15 protein-coding genes are annotated in these 19,139 nt (G+C 46.3%); 8 read left to right on the forward strand and 7 right to left on the reverse strand.

The genetic code is table 11. From position 1 onward, the window contains the following. The 6 genes from AC06MN_RS03735 to AC06MN_RS03760 form a co-directional block, all read left to right on the forward strand. Positions 1-333 (forward strand): T9SS type A sorting domain-containing protein (locus tag AC06MN_RS03735; protein ID WP_475671012.1); only part of this gene is annotated, 333 nt, incomplete at its 5' end. Positions 334-475: 142 nt separating this feature from the next. Then, positions 476-1,978, forward strand: a complete 1,503-nt coding sequence (locus AC06MN_RS03740; RefSeq protein WP_475671013.1) for a hypothetical protein — start codon at positions 476-478, stop codon at positions 1,976-1,978. A gap of 12 nt (positions 1,979-1,990) precedes the next feature. Continuing rightward, positions 1,991-3,265, forward strand: a complete 1,275-nt coding sequence (locus tag AC06MN_RS03745; protein WP_475671014.1) for a T9SS type A sorting domain-containing protein — start codon at positions 1,991-1,993, stop codon at positions 3,263-3,265. Positions 3,266-3,441: 176 nt separating this feature from the next. Next, on the forward strand, positions 3,442-5,214 hold the full coding sequence (locus AC06MN_RS03750; protein ID WP_475671015.1) for a tetratricopeptide repeat protein: 1,773 nt from the start codon (positions 3,442-3,444) through the stop codon (positions 5,212-5,214). Positions 5,215-5,885: 671 nt separating this feature from the next. Further along, a complete protein-coding gene (locus AC06MN_RS03755) occupies positions 5,886-6,179 on the forward strand; it encodes a nucleotidyltransferase family protein (protein WP_475671016.1) in 294 nt (97 codons plus the stop codon). Continuing rightward, positions 6,163-6,510 carry a HepT-like ribonuclease domain-containing protein gene (locus AC06MN_RS03760; RefSeq protein ID WP_475671017.1) on the forward strand — a complete coding sequence of 116 codons (348 nt, stop codon included), beginning with the start codon at positions 6,163-6,165 and terminating at the stop codon, positions 6,508-6,510. The genes AC06MN_RS03755 and AC06MN_RS03760 overlap by 17 nt, the downstream gene beginning before the upstream one ends. A gap of 14 nt (positions 6,511-6,524) precedes the next feature. Here the strand turns inward: AC06MN_RS03760 and AC06MN_RS03765 are convergent, their stop codons facing one another. Continuing rightward, positions 6,525-6,947, reverse strand: a complete 423-nt coding sequence (locus tag AC06MN_RS03765; RefSeq protein WP_475671018.1) for an SPOR domain-containing protein — start codon at positions 6,945-6,947, stop codon at positions 6,525-6,527. 238 nt (positions 6,948-7,185) lie between these two features. Between AC06MN_RS03765 and ruvB the strand changes: the two genes are divergently transcribed. After that, positions 7,186-8,220 (forward strand): Holliday junction branch migration DNA helicase RuvB, encoded by a 1,035-nt coding sequence (gene ruvB, locus AC06MN_RS03770; RefSeq protein WP_475671019.1) that lies wholly within the window; start codon positions 7,186-7,188, stop codon positions 8,218-8,220. 432 nt (positions 8,221-8,652) lie between these two features. Here ruvB and AC06MN_RS03775 read toward each other — a convergent pair whose 3' ends face one another. The 4 genes from AC06MN_RS03775 to dnaG all read right to left on the reverse strand — a co-directional run bounded on the left by AC06MN_RS03775 (position 8,653) and on the right by dnaG (position 14,017). Further along, positions 8,653-9,351, reverse strand: a complete 699-nt coding sequence (locus tag AC06MN_RS03775; protein WP_475671020.1) for a ComF family protein — start codon at positions 9,349-9,351, stop codon at positions 8,653-8,655. Between the two features lie 3 nt (positions 9,352-9,354). Further along, entirely contained in the window at positions 9,355-10,098 is a 744-nt protein-coding gene (locus AC06MN_RS03780; RefSeq protein ID WP_475671021.1) for a peptidase associated/transthyretin-like domain-containing protein, read from the reverse strand. Positions 10,099-10,243: 145 nt separating this feature from the next. Then, positions 10,244-11,986 (reverse strand): dipeptidase, encoded by a 1,743-nt coding sequence (locus tag AC06MN_RS03785; RefSeq protein ID WP_475671022.1) that lies wholly within the window; start codon positions 11,984-11,986, stop codon positions 10,244-10,246. 78 nt (positions 11,987-12,064) lie between these two features. Beyond that, on the reverse strand, positions 12,065-14,017 hold the full coding sequence (gene dnaG, locus AC06MN_RS03790) for a DNA primase (protein WP_475671023.1): 1,953 nt from the start codon (positions 14,015-14,017) through the stop codon (positions 12,065-12,067). A 244-nt stretch (positions 14,018-14,261) separates the two neighbouring features. Between dnaG and AC06MN_RS03795 the strand changes: the two genes are divergently transcribed. Next, entirely contained in the window at positions 14,262-16,643 is a 2,382-nt protein-coding gene (locus AC06MN_RS03795) for a T9SS type A sorting domain-containing protein (protein ID WP_475671024.1), read from the forward strand. A 166-nt stretch (positions 16,644-16,809) separates the two neighbouring features. On the opposite strand, the gene AC06MN_RS03800 is transcribed toward AC06MN_RS03795, so the two are convergent. Both AC06MN_RS03800 and AC06MN_RS03805 read right to left on the reverse strand, forming a co-directional pair. Beyond that, positions 16,810-17,646 carry a virulence RhuM family protein gene (locus AC06MN_RS03800; RefSeq protein WP_475671025.1) on the reverse strand — a complete coding sequence of 279 codons (837 nt, stop codon included), beginning with the start codon at positions 17,644-17,646 and terminating at the stop codon, positions 16,810-16,812. Between the two features lie 143 nt (positions 17,647-17,789). Then, entirely contained in the window at positions 17,790-19,007 is a 1,218-nt protein-coding gene (locus tag AC06MN_RS03805) for a 6-phosphofructokinase (RefSeq protein WP_475671026.1), read from the reverse strand. Between the last annotated feature and the right edge of the window lie 132 nt (positions 19,008-19,139).

Below are 19,139 nucleotides of genomic sequence, written 5' to 3' on the forward strand. Positions count from 1 at the left end.
CACATCGTGACGAGTGGCACAAAGTATGACTATTCCGGGACGGTGTCCGGCTTTTTAAGCATCATCCATGATGAAACCGCCGATGTGGAGGAAAACGGTTGGGTTGTCCGCCCCTACCTCATCTATCCAAACCCGGTGAAAAACAGGCTTTCCATACATTTTTCGCCTGATGTGAAATTAGAAAGCATTGAGATTTTCGACCTGCAAGGCCGCTGCGTGGCAAATTCGCACACCGCTGAAATGGATGTGGCAAACCTACCTGCGGGGCAATATGTGGCAAAAATCACCCTTGAAGGCGGAAAGGTTTATTCGGACAAGGTGGTGAAGGAATGAATGTAGAGACGTTGCTGCAACGTCTCCAAAGAATAACAAAATGCTAATTATTAGAGACGTAGCACGCTACTTCTCTACAGGACAATCAATTAAATCTAATAATTTTAGAAAAATATCAACTAACACTTAAAATACACGGCCTATGAAAAAGTTTACCTTAATCTTCGCTCTCAGCCTGATGAACCTCATGGCCATCGGGCAAATCGTTCCGCCTTACTCGAACATCAACATTAATAATGTAGACATGCGCATTACGGGTATCGGCAGCAATTTCATCCTCTCGATAGACGACAACTTGCAGCAAAGCAACGCCTGTATCAAACATGAAGTTCCAGTTGGTAGCGGCTGCTCAACCATTTTCCAGAACGCCATTTGGATTGGCGGCATGGATAGCAACGACTCGCTGCATTTTGCAGGATTCCGTTTTCAGCAAGTCGGTGACGACTATTGGTCTGGCCCGCTTCGTTTGGCCGATGCCTCAACCGATTTGATGACCGTCTTAAAGCATCATCACGTTTGGAATGTCACGCGCGAGGAAATCGAACAATTCCGTCAGCACTATGCCGATGCAAACTACCAGATTCCTGCCGACATTCTTTCATGGCCTGCTCATGGCGATGAAGGCTTTGCCGAAAACCTCGCTCCATTTGTCGATGTCAATGGCGACGGACGTTACAATCCTGCAGATGGCGATTATCCCGACATCTGCGGCGACCAATGCCTGTATTACATCTATAATGACACATTCAACACGCACACCGAAAGTGGCGGCAAAAAAATCGGCGTTGAGATTCACGGCATGGCATACGCCTATTCCGCGCCCGAAAACGAAGCCTTGAACAACACCATCTTCTTCAATTACAAGTTCTTCAACCGTTCATCGGAAAACTATCACGATGTTTTCGTTGGCATTTTCGATGACTTTGACATCGGTTACGGCTGGGACGATTTCGTAGGTTGCGATGTTCAGCGAGGCGCATTTTTCGGCTATAACGGCGATGACGACGACACCGACCCGCAGGGCGAACATCAAGGTTATGGCAGCAACTGGCCCGTGCAGGTTTGCACCGTTCTGGCCGGTCCATACATGGATGCCGATGGCCGCGACAATCCTGATTATGACGGCGATTGCAACACGCTTTTCAACGATTCCTATCCTCTTGACAAATACGCCTACAACGGCTTCAATTTCGGCAATGGTGTTGTTGATGATGAGCGGCTTGGCTTATGCCACTTCTGCTACTTTGGCAGTTCTCCTGTGCCTAACGTCGACCCTTCAAATGACGTACAGTCCTACTTGTCAATGTCCATGCCTTTCCCTTATCATAATAATATTGGTCCCGATTGCATGTTTGCTTTCCCTGGCGACAGCGACCCTTGCAATTTCGGCACAAACGGCATTCACCCAAATGGAGGCTACAACCAAAACGGCCTCTACTGGACAGAAGAAGAACAAGGAGATACACCAAGCGACCGTCGTGCTTTTGGGTCAGTCGGCCCATTCACATTGAATGCAGGTGCGGTCCAGGAACTTGATTTCGCCTACACTACTGTGTTCAGCAACGAGACCCAAACACAGATGCAGCGCAAAGGTGCCTTCATCGACCAAATCAAGGATTTTTTCAAGAGTAATTTCACAAAATAAAGACTTAATATTATGAAAAACATATACTTAACAATCGTTTTGCTGGCCATGAGCCTTGGCACAATGGCACAGACATCCGTTTGGGATGGCAAACGCGAACTTTGGACACGCGGCGATGGTACGGAGGAATCGCCTTACCTGATTGAATCGGCTCAGAATCTGGCATTTTTGTCTTACATGTGCGCATGTGGTTTCGACACCTACGAAATGTATTTCAAACTTACGACCAATATTGATTTGAACGGCAGCGAGGATTTGCCTTGGCAACCGATTGGTGGGATTATGTTCACGGATTTCGAAACAGGATGTTCGTCAAGATCACAAACGGCAGATAATGCTTTTCACGGCCATTTCGATGGCGATGGACACCGAGTCTACAACATTTATGTCGATGCCTACAACAGCGGACTATTCGGGTCAGTCTATACCCAAAACGCTTCCATTGAAAATGTGAAAATAGTAAACGGTTATATCCAAGGTGGAAGAACAGCCGGCGGAATTGCTGGTCTTTGCAATGGTAGAATCCGCAACTGCATGAACGGAGCAGAAATCCACAGCGACATGTACGCAGGTGGCATTGCTGGCAGTATTTCGGACAGCATTTCTGAATGTTATAATGAAGGAAAAGTTGTTGGAGAAACCGCTGGCGGTATTGCAGCCATCTTATCAGGAATAGGGCCAAAAACTGTCATCAACTGCTATAACATTGCCGACATAAATGCAAGTATGGCATCTGGTGGAATAGTCGGATTTGAAATGGGAAAAATTTCGATAAAAAACTGCTATAATGTTGGAAATATCAGTTGCGACAGCATTTACGCAGGTGGCATGATAGGATTACAAGACGCTCAAACCGACACAATAGTCAATTCCTATTACCTAAACACTTGTGGTGCAGAAGGTTCTGGCATACCCAAAAACGATGATGAAATGCGCAACCGCGCTTTTGTCGATTTGCTGAACAACGAAACCGATGTCTGGTGCTTCGACCAAAACAATGTGAATCACGGCTATCCGATTTTAGGCTTCAACGATACGGATGTCGCTGAATCACAGTCAGAAACTTTCGGCATTTATCCGAATCCGGCCTTCACGACTTTGACCGTTGAAAACGGAAACGCATCGGAAATCAGTGTTTTCAATGCACTTGGGCAAAAGATAAAGCAGGTAACGGCACACGGCGAAAAAACCATCATAGATGTTTCAGATATGCCAAACGGACTTTACCTCATCATGTTAGGCGGAAAATCGGCTTCGGTTACACAACGTTTTATTGTAACACATTGAAGATTAGGATAATAAACTTTTTTGCATTTGCTTTGACATCCTGACTTATTGATTAGGATTCATGTTGTGCGGGCGGCCACGAGGCCGCCCGTTTTTGTTTATTTTCACTAAATTTACTCTTTTTGTCAATCTAAGCAATTGTTTTATTATTTTTACCGCTCAAAATCTGACAGCCCATGAAAACTAAGGCACTCATATTTTCATTTTGCTTATTGACGCTCGCTTTTTTTGCCTGCAAACGACAGACCAACACCTTCTACCCTTTCACCGAGGAGGAATCGCCCTTGCATTATTCGGCTTTCGACAAGGCCAACGCCCTGATGACCCTGCACCCCGACAGCGCCATGCTCATTCTCATGGGTGTCCACGATTCCGTGAGCCTGCACACGCTCAACCGACCCGATTATTTCGAGTTCCTGCTGCTCACCAACGAAGCCGCCACGCGCGGTCCAGTCGACTCTTTCCTTTTTGCGCAAATGCCTCGCATTCAGCATTTTTATGATAGCCTTCACCAGAAATATCCCGCTTCCGATGCACTTTCGCTCTTTTTGGCAAAATCCTATTACTGCATCGGCAACAACGAAGGCCACAGTGAACGCCCCGTGACGGCTTGCGAAAACTATTTTCAAGCCATCAGCCTGGCCGAAGAAGTCGATGAAACGCATTATCCTTTCGTAAATGATTTCATCGCATTGACTTATAACAGATTAGGCATAATTTTCTACGACAACGAATCATGGTCGATTGCCATTGACAACCTGAAAAAAGCCAACCTTTATTTCGACAAAAGAGACATGAAAATCGGTTCGGCATTCAACTATGAAACTATAGGTGAAATATTCTATCAGGCTGGAAATCAAGACAGTGCTTTATATTATTTCCAGATTGCCGACACCGCCATTGCAAAAGTCACCGATGTGGCCACCGATTTCAAAATCAGCCAGACCCTGATTGACAACAAGGCACGCTCCACATTTAGCATCGGCGAAAAGGAAGAAGCCTACAAAATGCTATATAATGCCATCGCCACATCGCCTGATGACATGGAACGCAAGCCCCACTACGGACTGCTTGCCGAGTTGTATTTCATGGATTCTCAGTATGATAGCGCATTGTTTTACTACGAAAAAAGTTTCCCTTTCAACCCATACGAGCGTACACGTATGCTGAACAATACCATTTCGCTCTGCTACAAAATGGGCGATTTCCAGAAAGCCGCCTACTATGCCACTTTCCTTGGTGAAGAAGTGGAGCGTTCCGAAACGAAACTCGCTCTGGTTCAGCAACATGAAAAGCACGTCAAAGATATGGAACTGCAAACGCAGCACGACACATCGTTGCGCAACAGCCTGAAAAACTACCTTTTCATGTTCATCGTGTTTGCCCTTATCGTGGTTTTGCTGCTGTTTTTCTACAAACGGCTTAAAAAACTGATGGTCAGCAACAAAACACAGCATCAGCAATCGTTGAGCGAAAAGGAAAAGCAGCTCAAGCACAAGGAGCAGGAACTGGAAATGACCAAGAAAAAACTCTCGTTCAAGGAAAAGCCAGGCGACTTTGCAGGACGCAAGGCACTTTTCGACCAGGAAGCCATCGTGTTGAAAATAAACAAATTGATTGAAAAAGCGAATGTCATGGCAAAAACCTTAAGCAGCCACGATGAAGCCTTGCTGAAAGACAAGGATGTCATGGAGCTGGTGAAAGCCGCCAATCAGAATTTCGATGATTTCTCCACTTTGCTGATGAAAGACTTCCCTCGCCTGACCATAAACGATGTGCGCTACTGCTGCCTGTTCTTCATGGGCGCAAAACAAATGGAAGCCGCCGCCCTGATGGGCATTTCGCAAAGTGGTGCCAACCAAAAATACCATCGTCTGCAGGAAGTGTTCGGGACCAAAGACCCTCTGGATTATTTCCTGAACGATTATTTCAAGAAAATCTACGGATAAGCTCCCAAAACCGTGTTTTCAATTTTTTGTTGTAACAATTTGATATTCAATTTGTTGTAACAATTTACTTATAATTACTTATAAATTTTATAATTAACAGAATTACAGTTAGTTATAAGAATTTACTTATAATTACTTATAAACTTTTTGGCCAAAATCTATTGACAAAATTTTGATGTCGACGTATTTTTGCATCAACAAAAACGCTCATTGAGCCTGTCGAAATGGCGGATGGAAAAGTGATAAAAAGAATGTCCCTTCGACACCGTCACACCCTTGAAAAAGGGTGTCAGGGAGCAACAACAGATCAACAAAATAAACAAAATAACAATTCAACAAACATGCAACAGTTTCGCGAAATATCATATATCTCCCGTAGAGGCGTGATGTCAGGCACGCCAATGTCAATCGCGCCTCTACTTTATTCGGATAATAAGTGCTTTGCTTTACATATATACGTCAGAACAGGCAACGCCAGTTGCCGCAAAGAAAAAAGTTCTTTTCATTGAGTATTGTTTGATTATTAGGTGTTTTTCGATAGGTTTGGGGCTCCCGCTTCAAACCTATCATTTTTCTGAAAGGTTTAGGTTGGTGACAAAACAAGAAAAATTCAGGACAAATTACATCGTTTCTCAAACACAATTGTTATTTTTGCGGCATAATAATTCAGAATGGACACTAACACCATTGATATAATAAGGAATTACTTCAAGTCGCAACCTGTTGAAAAAGCTTGGTTGTTTGGATCGTTTGCCCGAGGCGAGGAACACTCTGACAGCGATATTGACATTATGGTTGTTTTTGTTGATGGGGCGAAAATAGGATTCCGATTCGCAGGCATGGTTTGTGAACTTGAAGACTTGCTTCAGCGCAATGTCGATCTTGTGGTGGAAGGTTCTCTTTTGCCATTTGCTGCTGCCAGTGCCGAACACGACAAAAAACTGATTTATGAGAGAGCCAATTAGAGACAAAGGCAGATTGGAACATATTCTCGAAGCCATCAATAAAGCTCAGGAATACACCAATGGCATCAGCAAGGAACAACTGCTTGCCGATTCGCTGCGTACCCATGCAACAATCTATAACATTCAAGTGATAGGCGAAGCCGTCTATAAGCTTTCAACCGAATTTAAGGCGAACCATGCCGATACAAATTGGCGACAGATTGAAAAAATGCGACACATTCTTGTCCACGATTACTATCAGATCAATATGGACATTTTGTGGACAATCATAACAGATGACTTGCAACCGCTAAAAGAACAGGTGCTACTTTATATCTCAGAAATGCCTTAGGGAAAACAAAGGTTTCATTTCTCCTCAGTATTCATTTGAATCTTAGGCTGATAAATAATGTCGGAAGTGACGAAAGCCTCGCGGAACTGCGGCTTGATGCGGCGCAGACATTTTTCAGCCTCGACACGATTGCGGAAATCACCGACACGAAGACGGAAATATGGCTCGGCGTAAGTGAGATAAACCGGAATGTCAGGGAAAGCATTTTCAAACTTGCGCTTCATGGCCTCGGCATGTTTCAGGGCTTCGTTGCCGATTTCCATAAAAATATGAATGCGATAACCATTCGATGAACTGTCGATGGAATAAAGCTGTTTCTGTTTCTGAATCAAGGTTTCAATCTTCGAATCTTGACTAACATTCAGTGAACCACGATTTTGCGCATTACTCACGATGGCAAGCACAAGTATGAAAAGGAGGAATCCGAAACGTTTCATTGTCGTATTATTTTCAGTCTGCAAAATTACACTTTTTTATTATAAGTAGATGAGTAAAATTAGTTTACATATTGAAAACGAGGCAGCGAGATCACGAGACAACGAGGTCACGGGGATACAGGACATCTCGAAATCCCGAAGCCCCGAAACCTCGAAATCCATATTGAAGTTTAAATTTGAACAGTTACTTATGTGAAAATCCAATGAAAATCGTATTTTTGTGGCGAAATAACAAACGATGAACAGTAACCTCGACGCAAACGGATCACACCTCTCAAAGGCCGAAAAGGATTTGGAAAACGTCCTTCGTCCCGATGCCTTCAGCAGCTTTGCCGGACAAAAGCAAGTTGTTGACAATCTGCGTGTTTTCGTGAAAGCAGCGGCACAACGCGGTGAGGCTTTGGACCACACCCTACTTCACGGCCCGCCCGGATTGGGCAAGACGACATTGTCGCACATCATTGCCCACGAATTGGGCGTTGGCATGAAAATGACTTCAGGTCCCGTATTGGACAAACCTGGCAATCTGGCCGGTTTGCTCACCAGTCTTGAGCCAAACGATGTGCTTTTCATCGACGAAATTCACCGTTTGAGTCCCGTCGTGGAGGAATATCTTTACTCCGCCATGGAGGATTTCCGCATCGACATCATGATTGAGACAGGCCCAAGCGCACGCAGCATTCAGATTGAACTGAATCCTTTCACGCTGATTGGCGCCACCACGCGCAGCGGCCTATTGACGGCACCTCTGCGCTCGCGCTTCGGCATCAATTTGCGCTTGGAATATTACGATGCCCAGACTTTGTCGAAAATCGTGAAACGCTCAGCGGGCATTCTCAACGTGCCGATTGACGACACGGCGGCTTTCGAAATAGCACGCCGCAGCCGTGGCACGCCGCGTATCGCCAATCTGCTCTTGCGCCGTGTGCGCGATTTCGCCCAGATTCAAGGCAATGGCCGCATCGACATCGAAATTGCACGCATCGGCCTTACGGCTCTGAACGTCGACGAACACGGTCTCGACGACATGGACAACAAGATTCTCACTACGATTATTGATAAGTTCAAAGGCGGTCCTGTGGGCGTCAATACCATTGCAACCGCTGTGGGCGAAGACCCGGGCACCATCGAGGAAGTGTGCGAGCCTTTCCTCATTCAGGAAGGTTTCATCATGCGCACCCCGCGCGGCCGCGAATGTACCGATTTGGCTTACAAACACTTGGGCAAGACACGCTATTCAAGAACAGGTGATCTGGACTTGTTCAATCAATGATTTTATCAGAGCATTTTTTTAAGGATGAGAGAAACATGCAGGAAGTGTTTGCCAATGCGTTACGAAGATTCTGTATGCAAGCGCACTTTTGAAATAGAGATCTATCGAATTGTTTGAGCCAATTCTTTTTTCTGAACATATCGCCAAAATTAATTGGAATAACATCTAAAACTCTCTAATTGACTACGTTGAATCCTCGATTTCTCAAGTCCTTAATAAAAAAAAGGAGATGTAGACCTTTGTACGTAGGCTAGATGAGACTTCAATTTTGACAACTATAGATGAGGTCGGTGAGGTGGTTTCGGGTGTTTCAACGCCTCGATAAAACTCTGCGGTCACAAGCTCAGTATTCACTTGTTGAGACGGAGAAATGGATGAAGGAATGATAAAGATAGAGAGACGTAGCACGCTAAGTCTCTACACACAAATCAATCAATTCCCTGCGCAAGCCGCCGTAGCCGCGCTAATAGTGATGCCTGGAATGTTTTCAAATTTGTGGGCGCACGATTCAAGCGTGGCGCCCGTGGTCAGCACGTCGTCGATTAATAGAATGTGCTTGCCTTGCAGTTCTTCGGCGTGGCAGACCTGGAAAATGTCTTTCACATTCTGAAAACGTTCTTCCTTCGATTTTTTTGTTTGGGTCGAGGTGTTCACCACACGAATCAGGTATTTGTCGCCAATGGGAATGCCCGTGGTTTCGGAAATGCCGCTGGCTATCATCATGCTTTGGTTGTAGCCGCGTTTTTTCTCACGTTTTGGGTGCAAGGGAACGGGCACGAGATAATCGATGCCTTGGAAAAGCGGTGCATCCTTGATGCTTTCGCCCAACTGCTGGCCGAGGAAAACGCCGGCTTCCCAGTTGCCTTTGTATTTTAGTTCGTGAATCAGATGCTGCACCTTGCCTTGCTTGGCGAAAAAGAAACACGCCGTGACGGCATGAAATTTCACGCGGCCATAAAAACCTTGTGCTAAAGGGTTTTCTGGGTTCTTTTCGTAGCCTGTCTTGGGCAAGAGATAACGGCATTTCAGGCAGACGGTCTCCTCGTCTTTCAGCAAGGCATCGCCGCAAGCCGCACACACGCGCGGATAGAAAAGGTTAATGATGCAATCGAGCCATTCGCGGAATTTCATGATTTATTCTCCTAAGCGTATGTATTTCTTTTCCGATTTCTTTTTCTCGGGCTTCTTGTCTTCCTCATCGCCAAAATCATAGATTCGGTAATCGACGGAATAATCCAACGAGTCGGGCAAGAGTTCGTCGGTTCGGCCTTGTTCTCTCAGCACTTCGTTGAACATGCGCCTGTTGCGCAGAATGCGTGCCTGCCGACGGGCTTTTGCGTTGTATTTGTCGTAAAGGAACTGCAGCGGACTGGCCGTAACGGTCGGCATTCCGTTGTTGTTCACTTTCGGATGTCGTGTCCAGTAATCGTTGAGGTCTTCGTTCAGACGCTGAATTTCGCGTGGCAAGGGGATGGTCGGCATGTTGATGACCATTTCCTTAAAGGTGTTGTAGTCGTAATACGGCTTAATGTTGACCTCTTTCAGAGTGATGGTGTCGTGCGTGAGACGAATCAACAAAGTGTCATTTCCAGCCATTGTTGAATCCACGGGAATCAGTCTTCGCGAATAACCCACGCAACTCACCCAAAGCGTATCAACTTTTTTTGTCGGGACAAAAAACTCGCCGTTGCGGTTCGAGATGGTCCCGCAATGTGCCATCTTACTGATGACATGTGTGTTACGGACAGGAAAAAGACTGTCGGATGTAACCACATAACCGAAAATATGGAAGCGGTCGTTGTGCAAGGCATCTTCGCCCTGCGCCCATGCAAAATGGCAGCACGACAAAAGCAACGCTATGATGAGAAACCGCTTCAACTGATTTGAAATTTGGTGGTAAAAATACAACAAAAAACAAACGGAGGCTTTGTTTTTTTATTGCAACGCAAAATACAAAATGCCCATCTCGGTTGAGGTGGGCATTTGTCAGTTCAAACAATCAGCGTAAGCCAGCTTACAGCTATTAGTAAGCCTTATATTTATCGCCTGTCTTTTCAATCAGGATGCGGTAGTATTCATCACTATATTTCGGGTGTTCGCTGCTGATAGGCGTATACTTGTGATTCGGTTCATTAGGAACGGCTGTGTTGAGGTTGCCGTCCATGTATTTCATGAACAGGTCATGGTAGAGGTTTTTCCAAGTCTTGCAAAGTTTGGTGGCTTGGTTGTTGGAAAATTCGGTCAGCAGGCGGATGGCTTCCTTTTGGTTTTTGCAACCGTTGGCTCTGTTGTCCATGGCCGGAACTGTGTTATTCACCCAATCGGATTCTAATTTTGATTGTTCCTTTTCGATTTCAGGATGGATGTAGTCGTATTTGGTGTAGGCCCAGTTGCTCATCTGGTTGAAAATCCAGAAAGCGGAGGTCTCTGACCATTCGCTCATCGAGCCGTTGCCAACTCTGAAACATTCGGGAATTTCGGTCATGCAGGTATACATTGGGCAGTAGACGCAGTTGTCGGCATCGTCAACGCCGAACCAAATGATGCCGCCGAGTGGGGCAGGGTAGTAGCCACGGCATTGTGCCACGAATGAGAAACCGGTCTGTTGTGTAGCAGTAGTGCGTTCGTGAACGTAAGCAACGCCATCGACTTCCCAATCCATTGGGCGCCAACGATATGGGCAGTGGAACGGACCGGCACCGACATCTTGCGACATGTCTAATTCAGTGCCTTCCAAATGGTCGCGCATAAAGTCCATCACGTCGAGCACGCTGACTTTCTGCTTAGGCTGCACCCAAAGAGGCATGCGGTTGGTTGGGAAGTTGGCCGGGGTCTGGCACATGCCTGCCGTGTAAGGCTGGGCACGCTTGATGTTACGGCCGGTGGCATAGTCCCAGTATTCGTTCATGTTGTCAACGACTTTGTTGAACATGGCCCAAACGCGCAGGTCGCAGCCACGGACTGTACCAAAATCAGCCGGGCAATACACATCCGAGAATGAGAATTGTGCATCAGGACCATCATAGAGTTTGTTTTCCTTTGCAAAACTGATGACATCGTCGGCATAAACGCAATCGATGTTGGCATCCTTGAAGAGCTTGTCGATGTTCTTGTAGGTGATGCTGGTCTTGCATTTTCTTGAAGCCAACGGGAAAGTGGTGATGCGGGCTTGGTTGGCGTGACCTGAGACATAGCCATCGGGGATGCGGCGGGCGACCCAAACGGCGCCTTTGTTCTGTTTTCCTTTGCCAATCATTTCAAGAATCCAGCATTCTTCGGTGTCGGCGATTGAGAAGGATTCGCCTTCGCTGACATAACCGTAGGTTGCAACCAAATCGCCCATGATTTTGATGGCTTCGCGGGCAGTCTTGGCACGTTGCAAAGTGATGTAAATCAGGCTGCCGTAGTCGATGATGCCTTGACCTTCCCAAAGACATTCAAGGCCGCCGTAAGTGGTTTCGCCAATGGCGACTTGCCATTCGTTCATGTTGCCGACCACATTATAGGTGTGTGCCACCTGTGGAATCTGACCGCAGAACATGCCGCCGTCCCAGTCGTAGACATCGAGCATAGTGCCTTCAGGATAGTCGGCTGCTGGATAGTGATAAAGTTCGCCGTAAAGCACATGCGAGTCGGCGGCATACGAAATCATGCAGGAACCATCGGTTGATGCGCCTTTGGTAATCAGGAAGTTGGTGCAGGCATTGGCCTTTGGCAAAGCCACGGTCAAGACCAACGCAAGAAGCAGGAATAATGTTTTCTTCATTTTGCTATAATTTTAATTATTGTTCGATTATTGGGGACAAAGATAGGGTTTTATTCTGAATGGTGGAAAATTAACCACTCATTTTGCAATGACAATGCCCAACTCCTTGTTGAGTTTCAAACGGATGTCGTCGTAATCCTTCTTTTGCTTCAGCAGCATGAATTGGTCGGCGATGTCATCGGCAGTCTTCAGTTTTTCCTCGATTTCCTTTTGCCGGCTTTCGATGATGAGGTCTTTGTAACGGTAAATGGTTGACTGAACGGCCATTTTCAGCACATCTTCCTCTTTCTTCACGAAAATGCCGTGCTTCTCCCATTGGTCTAATTTGTAGGGCGTTGAGAGCAAATCGGCGGCCAATTGCGCAATGTCGGGGTCTTCGTGCGAAACGAAAAACTGGTCATTGGGAATGTTGTTGTCATCGATGGCCTGATTGAAAATGTTGAAAATCTTGCGGTTGGTTTCGTTTATGAAGGCGATGCCGTCGTTTAGTATGTCATCAACAATGAGCTGTGCGATGGAAAGTTGCTCCGTGACCAGATTGCCGTTTTCGTCTTCGCGTTCTTCCGAAAAAAAAGTGTTGCCATACATGAGCAGGAATTTCACCAGTTCGCGTTCCTGATAATAACCGGCAGGCAGTTGTTCCTCAATGTGTTCCTCTTCCTGCTTCGGCGCGACGGTTTTTTCATCGGGCAAAGCCTCGCCTTCCTGCCCAAGTTCTTTCTTGAACTTGGCTCTCAGCAACTTGTTGAGTTCGTTGGTGAGGGTCTGCTCAGGCATGTCGAGCAATCGGCTGCACTCCTTGACGTATGTGACGCGGAAAATATTGTCAGGGATGACGGAAATGGTCTCCACAATGTCGCGAATCACCTGGCCGCGCTTAATCGGGTCGTTTTCAGCATCTTTCAGCAGCAATTCCGTCTTGAAACGCAAAAAATCCTTGGCATTGTCGTGCAGATACTGCTTGACTTCATCAACTGAAAAATCCTTTCCGAAAGTGTCGGGGTCGTGTTCGGGAGGCAGCACCACCACGCGCACGTTCATGCCTTCGGCCAGAATCATGTCAGTGCCACGCAAAGCGGCATGCAATCCGGCGGCATCGCCGTCGTAAAGCATGGTGATGTTTTTCGTGTAACGTTTCACCAGCTTGATTTGCTCCATGGTCAGCGAAGTGCCTGAACTTGCCACAACATTCTCGATGCCAATCTGATGCATTCGCAAGACATCGAAATAGCCTTCCACCAAAATGCAACAGTCCTCTTTCACAATGGCCGATTTGGCGAAATAAATGCCGTAAAGCGTGTCTTTCTTTTGGTAGATTTCCGATTCAGGCGAATTGAAATATTTGGCAATCTTCTTGTCGGTGAACAAAGTGCGGCCACCGAAACCAACCACCTTGCCCGTCACATTGTGAATCGGGAACATGACGCGGCCATGATAGAAATCGTAAAGGCCGTTCTTGCCTTCCTTTGTGAGGCCCATTTCCATGAGCAACTCCTTGGAATAGCCGTTTTTGATGGCGTGCGAAGTGAAGGCATTGTCGGGCAGCGGACAGTAGCCCAACTGAAAACGTTCGATGATGGGATTGAGGAAACCGCGCTCGCGGAAATAAGCCAGTCCGACCGTTTTGCCTTCGTCGTTATTCCACAGTGAATCAGTGAAGTACTTGTTGGCAAAGTCGTTGATGTTGAACATTTTCTCGCGGTGGCTCTGCGCCATGATTTCGTCCGCCGAAAGTTCCTTTTCCTCAATCTTGATGTTGTATTTCTTGGCCAGATAGCGCAAGGCCTCGGGATAAGTGAAATGCTCGTGTTCCATAAGGAATTTGGCGGAGTCGCCAGCTTTGCCACAGCCGAAGCATTTGAAGATGTTGCGTGCTGGATTCACATTGAAAGATGGCGTCTTCTCGTTATGGAAAGGGCAGCAGCCAATGAGATTCGACCCGCGTTTTTTCAAGGTCATAAACTCACCGACAACTTCCTCAATGCGAGCGGCTTGCAATATTTCTTCAACTTTTTCCCTTGGAATGGCCATGATTGAAAATTTGATGGCAAAAATAGTGTTTTTTTCTTTTGGTCGTAATTTGAGAGAAAGCTATTGGGTGTTGTTTCAATATGAAAAAAGATTTGCAAATTTAATTTAACGCAGGTTCGATATAAGCAATCGAAAGATAGTCAGCAGCTTATTGCGCTTCCAATTTCGGGAGCCTTTTTTTATGCCCAATTTTCAAAAAAGACTATCTTTGCAGCATTATTTTGAAAATTCAAATTCTATCAACATGAAAAAGATAATCATCACGCTCAGCATCATTGCACTGGCCATCAGCAACATGATTGCAGGCCCTGTCGACCAACAGACCGCCCAGCGCATTGGAGAAAATTTCCTGAAGACCACTTCGCTTGGACAAAAGGCGGACATTCAGCTCAATCTCGTTTCGGCAGCCCTTACCAAAGGCGCAATCGATTACTACATCTTTAACCTTAAAGGCGAAAAAGGCTTCGTCGTTGTTTCGGGCGACGACCGCGTGAAACCGATTTTGGCCTATTCCACTGAAGGCAGCTACTCGACAACCGATGTCGCTGATGGTTTCCGTTTTACTTTGAACAGCTATCGTGAAGAAATTCAGTATGTCAGAGAGCACAACATTGCCGCCACGCCTGACATCGTTGCCGAATGGCAGTCTATTGAAAAGACAGGTTACATTCGTCAAAACCGCAACCAGAGAAGCGTTGACATTCTTTTGGAAACCACTTGGAATCAAAACTATCCTTACAACAGCCAATGCCCTGAAGACGAAGGCGGCAACAACGGTCATGTCTATGCAGGTTGCGTGGCAACGGCTATGGGACAAGTCATCAACTACTACAACCACCCGACCCGCGGCACAGGCTCGCACAGCTATACGCCTGGCGGTTGGGGCTACCCAAGCTATCCAACACAAACCGCCAATTTCGGCCAAACCGACTATCACTTTGAACTCATGCCGCACGACCTCGATTCGCTCAGCACCGATGAAGAGATATTTTACGTTGCCCAACTGCTGCATCATCTCGGCATCTCCGTCGAAATGATGTACGGTCCCAATGGCAGCGGTGCCTATTCCGAATATGTGCCGGATGCTTTGCACAGTTATTTTGGTTTCACCAACGGCAACCTCATTTATAAAGACGGCTACTGGGGTGGCGGCTACACCAACCAGGAATGGGCCGAAGCTCTGAAAGGTGAGCTTGATCAAAGCAGACCTGTCTATTATGCCGGCCAAGATGATAGCGGCAACGGCGGTCACGCCTACGTTTGCGACGGCTATGATGGAAACGACTACTTCCACTTCAACTGGGGCTGGAGCGGCCGCGATAATGCCTTCTGCGCCATCGGTGCCCTGAACACCACCAAATATGCCTTCAACTCATCAAACAACGCCATTCTCGACCTCTATCCTCAAACCGAGAACTACAACCAACGTCCTGATAGAATCGAAAAACTTGAAATCACAGAAAACGACAGTCACAATGGTGTCACATTGACTTGGAACAATCCTGCCAACGACCTCAGCGGCAATGCCTTGACTTCAATCGACACGGTTTTTGTCCGTCGCAATTTCGAAGTCATTGCCACTTTCACCAATGCTGAAGTAGGTGCCGAAATGAGCTACAGCGACATCGTTCCCGAAAGCCGCATTTATGAGTATTCCGTTTTCGTGAAAAACAGCGTTGGCGCCAGCATTCCGGTTTACCAGAAAATCCTCATTGGCGAAAAATGCGACATGCTCTTTCAACTGAACGACTCAGGCAACGATGGCTGGAAAGGTGCCGCCATCTCCGTCGTCGACGAAAACGACAACCGTATTGCCATCATCACCATGGAAGATGGTACCGAACAGTTGAAAAACGTGCCGCTGCTGCGTGGCAACTTGCGTTTCTTCTGGAATCACGGCTGGTACCATACCAACGAACAATACGACACCGATTTTGAATGTTCTTTCCGCGTCATGGATGCCGAAGGCAACGAAATCTTCGTCTCGCCAAGCGAACTCACTGACGGCGAACTCTTCGCTTATAATAACGATTGCGAACAACCTTTGGATTGCTCCGCACCAGAAAACCTGACGGGAGAATTTTTCATTACCTTCGAAGAGCAGGGCGTGCTTTTAACCTGGACAGCCACCAATTCAGCAAACCGTTATTTCGTTTATCGTAGCGTTGACAACGAAAACTACGAAAGGATTGCCGAAGTCGAACCTGGCAATTGCGGTATGATGGACTATTTCGACGACATGGCTGGATATCAACAGGCTTCTTTTTATTATCGGGTCACAGCCTTCTACAGCAACGGTGACGAGACCTGCGAATCGGAGCCAGCACATGCTCTTTATGAGCCGGAAAACGATTATGTCTATATCTATTTCATCATAGAAGCTGTTGAGGAGAATGATGCAGAGGCAAATGTTTATCCCAACCCGACAAACGGATTGCTCAACATCAATGCCAACGGTCTGCAGCACATCACCATCACCAACCTGATGGGACAAATCGTTTGCGACCAAAACGCTGATGCTGATTTCATTACAATCGACATGAACCAATATGGCAACGGCGTTTACATGGTTCGCATCGAAACTGCAAACGGCATATCACTGCAAAAGGTGAATGTGATGAAATAACCTTTTTGCGTTCCGTAGAGACGTTTTGCAAAACGTCTCTACACGCGGCAACAAATGAAAAGGCCGAGATTCTACAGAACCTCGGCCTTTTGTTTTTCAGCCAACGAAACAATGCCATGCCAATCAAATTGTGAGAAAAAATGGAATAAGCGATATTCTTAAACAATCAAGGATTTAATCGGCCAATGATTTCATTTGCAGGCATCTCCATCTTTGAGAAGGCAAACCAGCGCTTACCCAAGTCTTTAAGGGAAGCACCTATATGAAATACATTATCGTCAATTATCAAAAACCTGTCATGTGACTTCGCAAAAACATGCAATTCTATTGCTTCAAATTGGGCATTGTGTTTTTTCAGGGCTTCGGCAAATGATGGCGACACTTTCTGCGTGTAGATTTCTGCACTAACCTCTTTGCTTCGTTCCGCTAACTGAAGCAAAACCGTTTCATCCACATAATTATCAATCAGCACAATGCAACGTTTTGCAGAACGAATCAAGCCATTGACAAAGCCGAAAGGTTCCAACATATTGCCATCATAAAAGATGCCCTCAACAGGAGGCAACGATGTACGCACAAAAAAGTCAATCTTATTTTCGGTCTCGGCGACTCGCTGTTCCAACCTCTCGAAGCGTTGGTTGATTGAATAACCACGCAACAAGTAGTCTTTCAAAACTTTATTTGCCCACTGGCGGAATTTTGTCGCATTTATGGAATTAACACGATAGCCAATAGAAAGGATTGCATCAAGATTATAGTATTTGACTTTATAAGTTTGTTTGCCATCATTACCCATATATTCCAAAATGGAATATGTGCTACTTTCTTGCAATTCTCCCGAAGAATAAATGTTTTTCAAATGTTTTGAAATAGCAGGCTGTCCCACATTAAACAGACTCGCAATTTGAGCCTGTGTTAGCCAAACCGTCTCGCCCTCAAGTCGTACTTCAAGCTTTATTTCCTCGTTAGGCTGATATAATATGATTTCGTTTTTCGCGTCCATTCAAATGGCTGATACTATGACATACTCTCAGTATTTGCTTTGCAAAGATAAACATTTTCAGTTTACCGAACTTTCTATGGAAAGATTTCAAAAAAACGAGGCTCTCAGGAACCTCGTTTTTTTCATTATTCAGCCAGCGAAAATTACCATTTCAAAATCTTTTTGAAATCGTAATCTTCTGGCGTTGGCAGATAATCCTTGGCCTGAATGTAATCGTTTGGCGAGATGTACTGCAGACCATCGTTGAAAATCAGTTCAGCCTTCGGGCCGTTCAGGTTGACGAGACGCGGCTTAATCTTGCCGTTTTCGTCTTCCACATCCTTCAGGTAAAGCGGCAGAATTTCACCCTTCGGGTTGGTCGTCACCATGGCGCCGGTAACGCCTTGGTCGAAGAGTTTCTTCACGCCGTAGCCCAGCAACGAACAGTATGTCAAATCGTAGCCGTTAGGTTCGACGCAGCGGATGCCGTAACCGATTTCAACCGGACGGCTCTTCACATTCAGACCTAACATCTTCAGATGCTGCTGCAGCAACACATTGAAAATATGAGCCTTACTGACATTACCCAACTCAGGATGGCCATGTTCGTCGTAGGTGAAAGCCACGCCTGATTTCTCGATTTCATCGTCACTCATGAAGTGGAACACGCCTTCGCTGATGACCACGACACCGTAATTGACGCCCAAAAGTTTGCGCTTCACGATGGAACTCACCACCAACTTGATGATGGCATCGAAAGTGACTTCCGTCTTGTTGAACATTTCAGGGATGACCACCATAGGGCAATGGCAGGCCGAAGTCATGCCGAATGCCAAGTGACCAGCCTCGCGGCCCATGGCCGAAACCACAAACCAGTTGCCGCTGGTGCGGGCATCTTCGTAGATGGTCTGCACCAAATGCACGGCGGCATCCTTTGCGGAATAATAGCCGAAAGTAGGGCTGCCTTCTGGCAAAGGAAGGTCGTTGTCGATGGTCTTCGGGACGTGAATGTTCTGGATTTTCACATTGTTGCCTTCCAAAAACTTGGAAATGCGGTTAGCCGTCGAAGCCGTATCGTCGCCGCCAATGGTGACCAACAGTTTCACGTTGTTCTTCACGAAGAAATCCGTGTTGAATTCCTCGTTTTTCGGTTTGTAGCGGCTCATTTTCAGGGCAGAACCACCTTGTTTCAGAATTGCGTCGGCATAAAGGAAATCCATGTCAACGACATCGGGATTTTCCCTAAAAAGGTTCTTGTAGCCTTCGTTGAGGCCAAGCACGCGGTAACCATCCTTCAGGAAGGTCTTAGCCACCGTGCTGACTACCGTATTGATACCAGGGGCCGGACCACCGCCAGCCAAGATAACTACTGAGTCTTTCATGCGATTAAGTATTTAGTAATTGTTATTGTGTTTCAAAATAAAAAAGTTCAAAATTGTTCAAAAAGACCAAAATGAGATTCCCACCTTCGCGGGAAATGCTTTGCATTCGACGTAGTCAATGACGGCCTCAAA

This window comes from Candidatus Limimorpha sp. (assembly GCF_056203535.1).

Bases quoted from the DNA above. Each gene is read 5' to 3' on its own strand.
- AC06MN_RS03775 (WP_475671020.1), bottom strand. From the start codon at position 9,351: ATGAAATTCCGCGAATGGCTCGATTGCATCATTAACCTTTTCTATCCG.
- AC06MN_RS03740 (WP_475671013.1), top strand. From the start codon at position 476: ATGAAAAAGTTTACCTTAATCTTCGCTCTCAGCCTGATGAACCTCATG.
- AC06MN_RS03800 (WP_475671025.1), bottom strand. From the start codon at position 17,646: ATGGACGCGAAAAACGAAATCATATTATATCAGCCTAACGAGGAAATA.
- AC06MN_RS03765 (WP_475671018.1), bottom strand. From the start codon at position 6,947: ATGAAACGTTTCGGATTCCTCCTTTTCATACTTGTGCTTGCCATCGTG.
- AC06MN_RS03795 (WP_475671024.1), top strand. From the start codon at position 14,262: ATGAAAAAGATAATCATCACGCTCAGCATCATTGCACTGGCCATCAGC.
- ruvB (WP_475671019.1), top strand. From the start codon at position 7,186: ATGAACAGTAACCTCGACGCAAACGGATCACACCTCTCAAAGGCCGAA.
- AC06MN_RS03805 (WP_475671026.1), bottom strand. From the start codon at position 19,007: ATGAAAGACTCAGTAGTTATCTTGGCTGGCGGTGGTCCGGCCCCTGGT.
- AC06MN_RS03750 (WP_475671015.1), top strand. From the start codon at position 3,442: ATGAAAACTAAGGCACTCATATTTTCATTTTGCTTATTGACGCTCGCT.
- AC06MN_RS03755 (WP_475671016.1), top strand. From the start codon at position 5,886: ATGGACACTAACACCATTGATATAATAAGGAATTACTTCAAGTCGCAA.
- AC06MN_RS03760 (WP_475671017.1), top strand. From the start codon at position 6,163: ATGAGAGAGCCAATTAGAGACAAAGGCAGATTGGAACATATTCTCGAA.
- dnaG (WP_475671023.1), bottom strand. From the start codon at position 14,017: ATGGCCATTCCAAGGGAAAAAGTTGAAGAAATATTGCAAGCCGCTCGC.
- AC06MN_RS03745 (WP_475671014.1), top strand. From the start codon at position 1,991: ATGAAAAACATATACTTAACAATCGTTTTGCTGGCCATGAGCCTTGGC.
- AC06MN_RS03785 (WP_475671022.1), bottom strand. From the start codon at position 11,986: ATGAAGAAAACATTATTCCTGCTTCTTGCGTTGGTCTTGACCGTGGCT.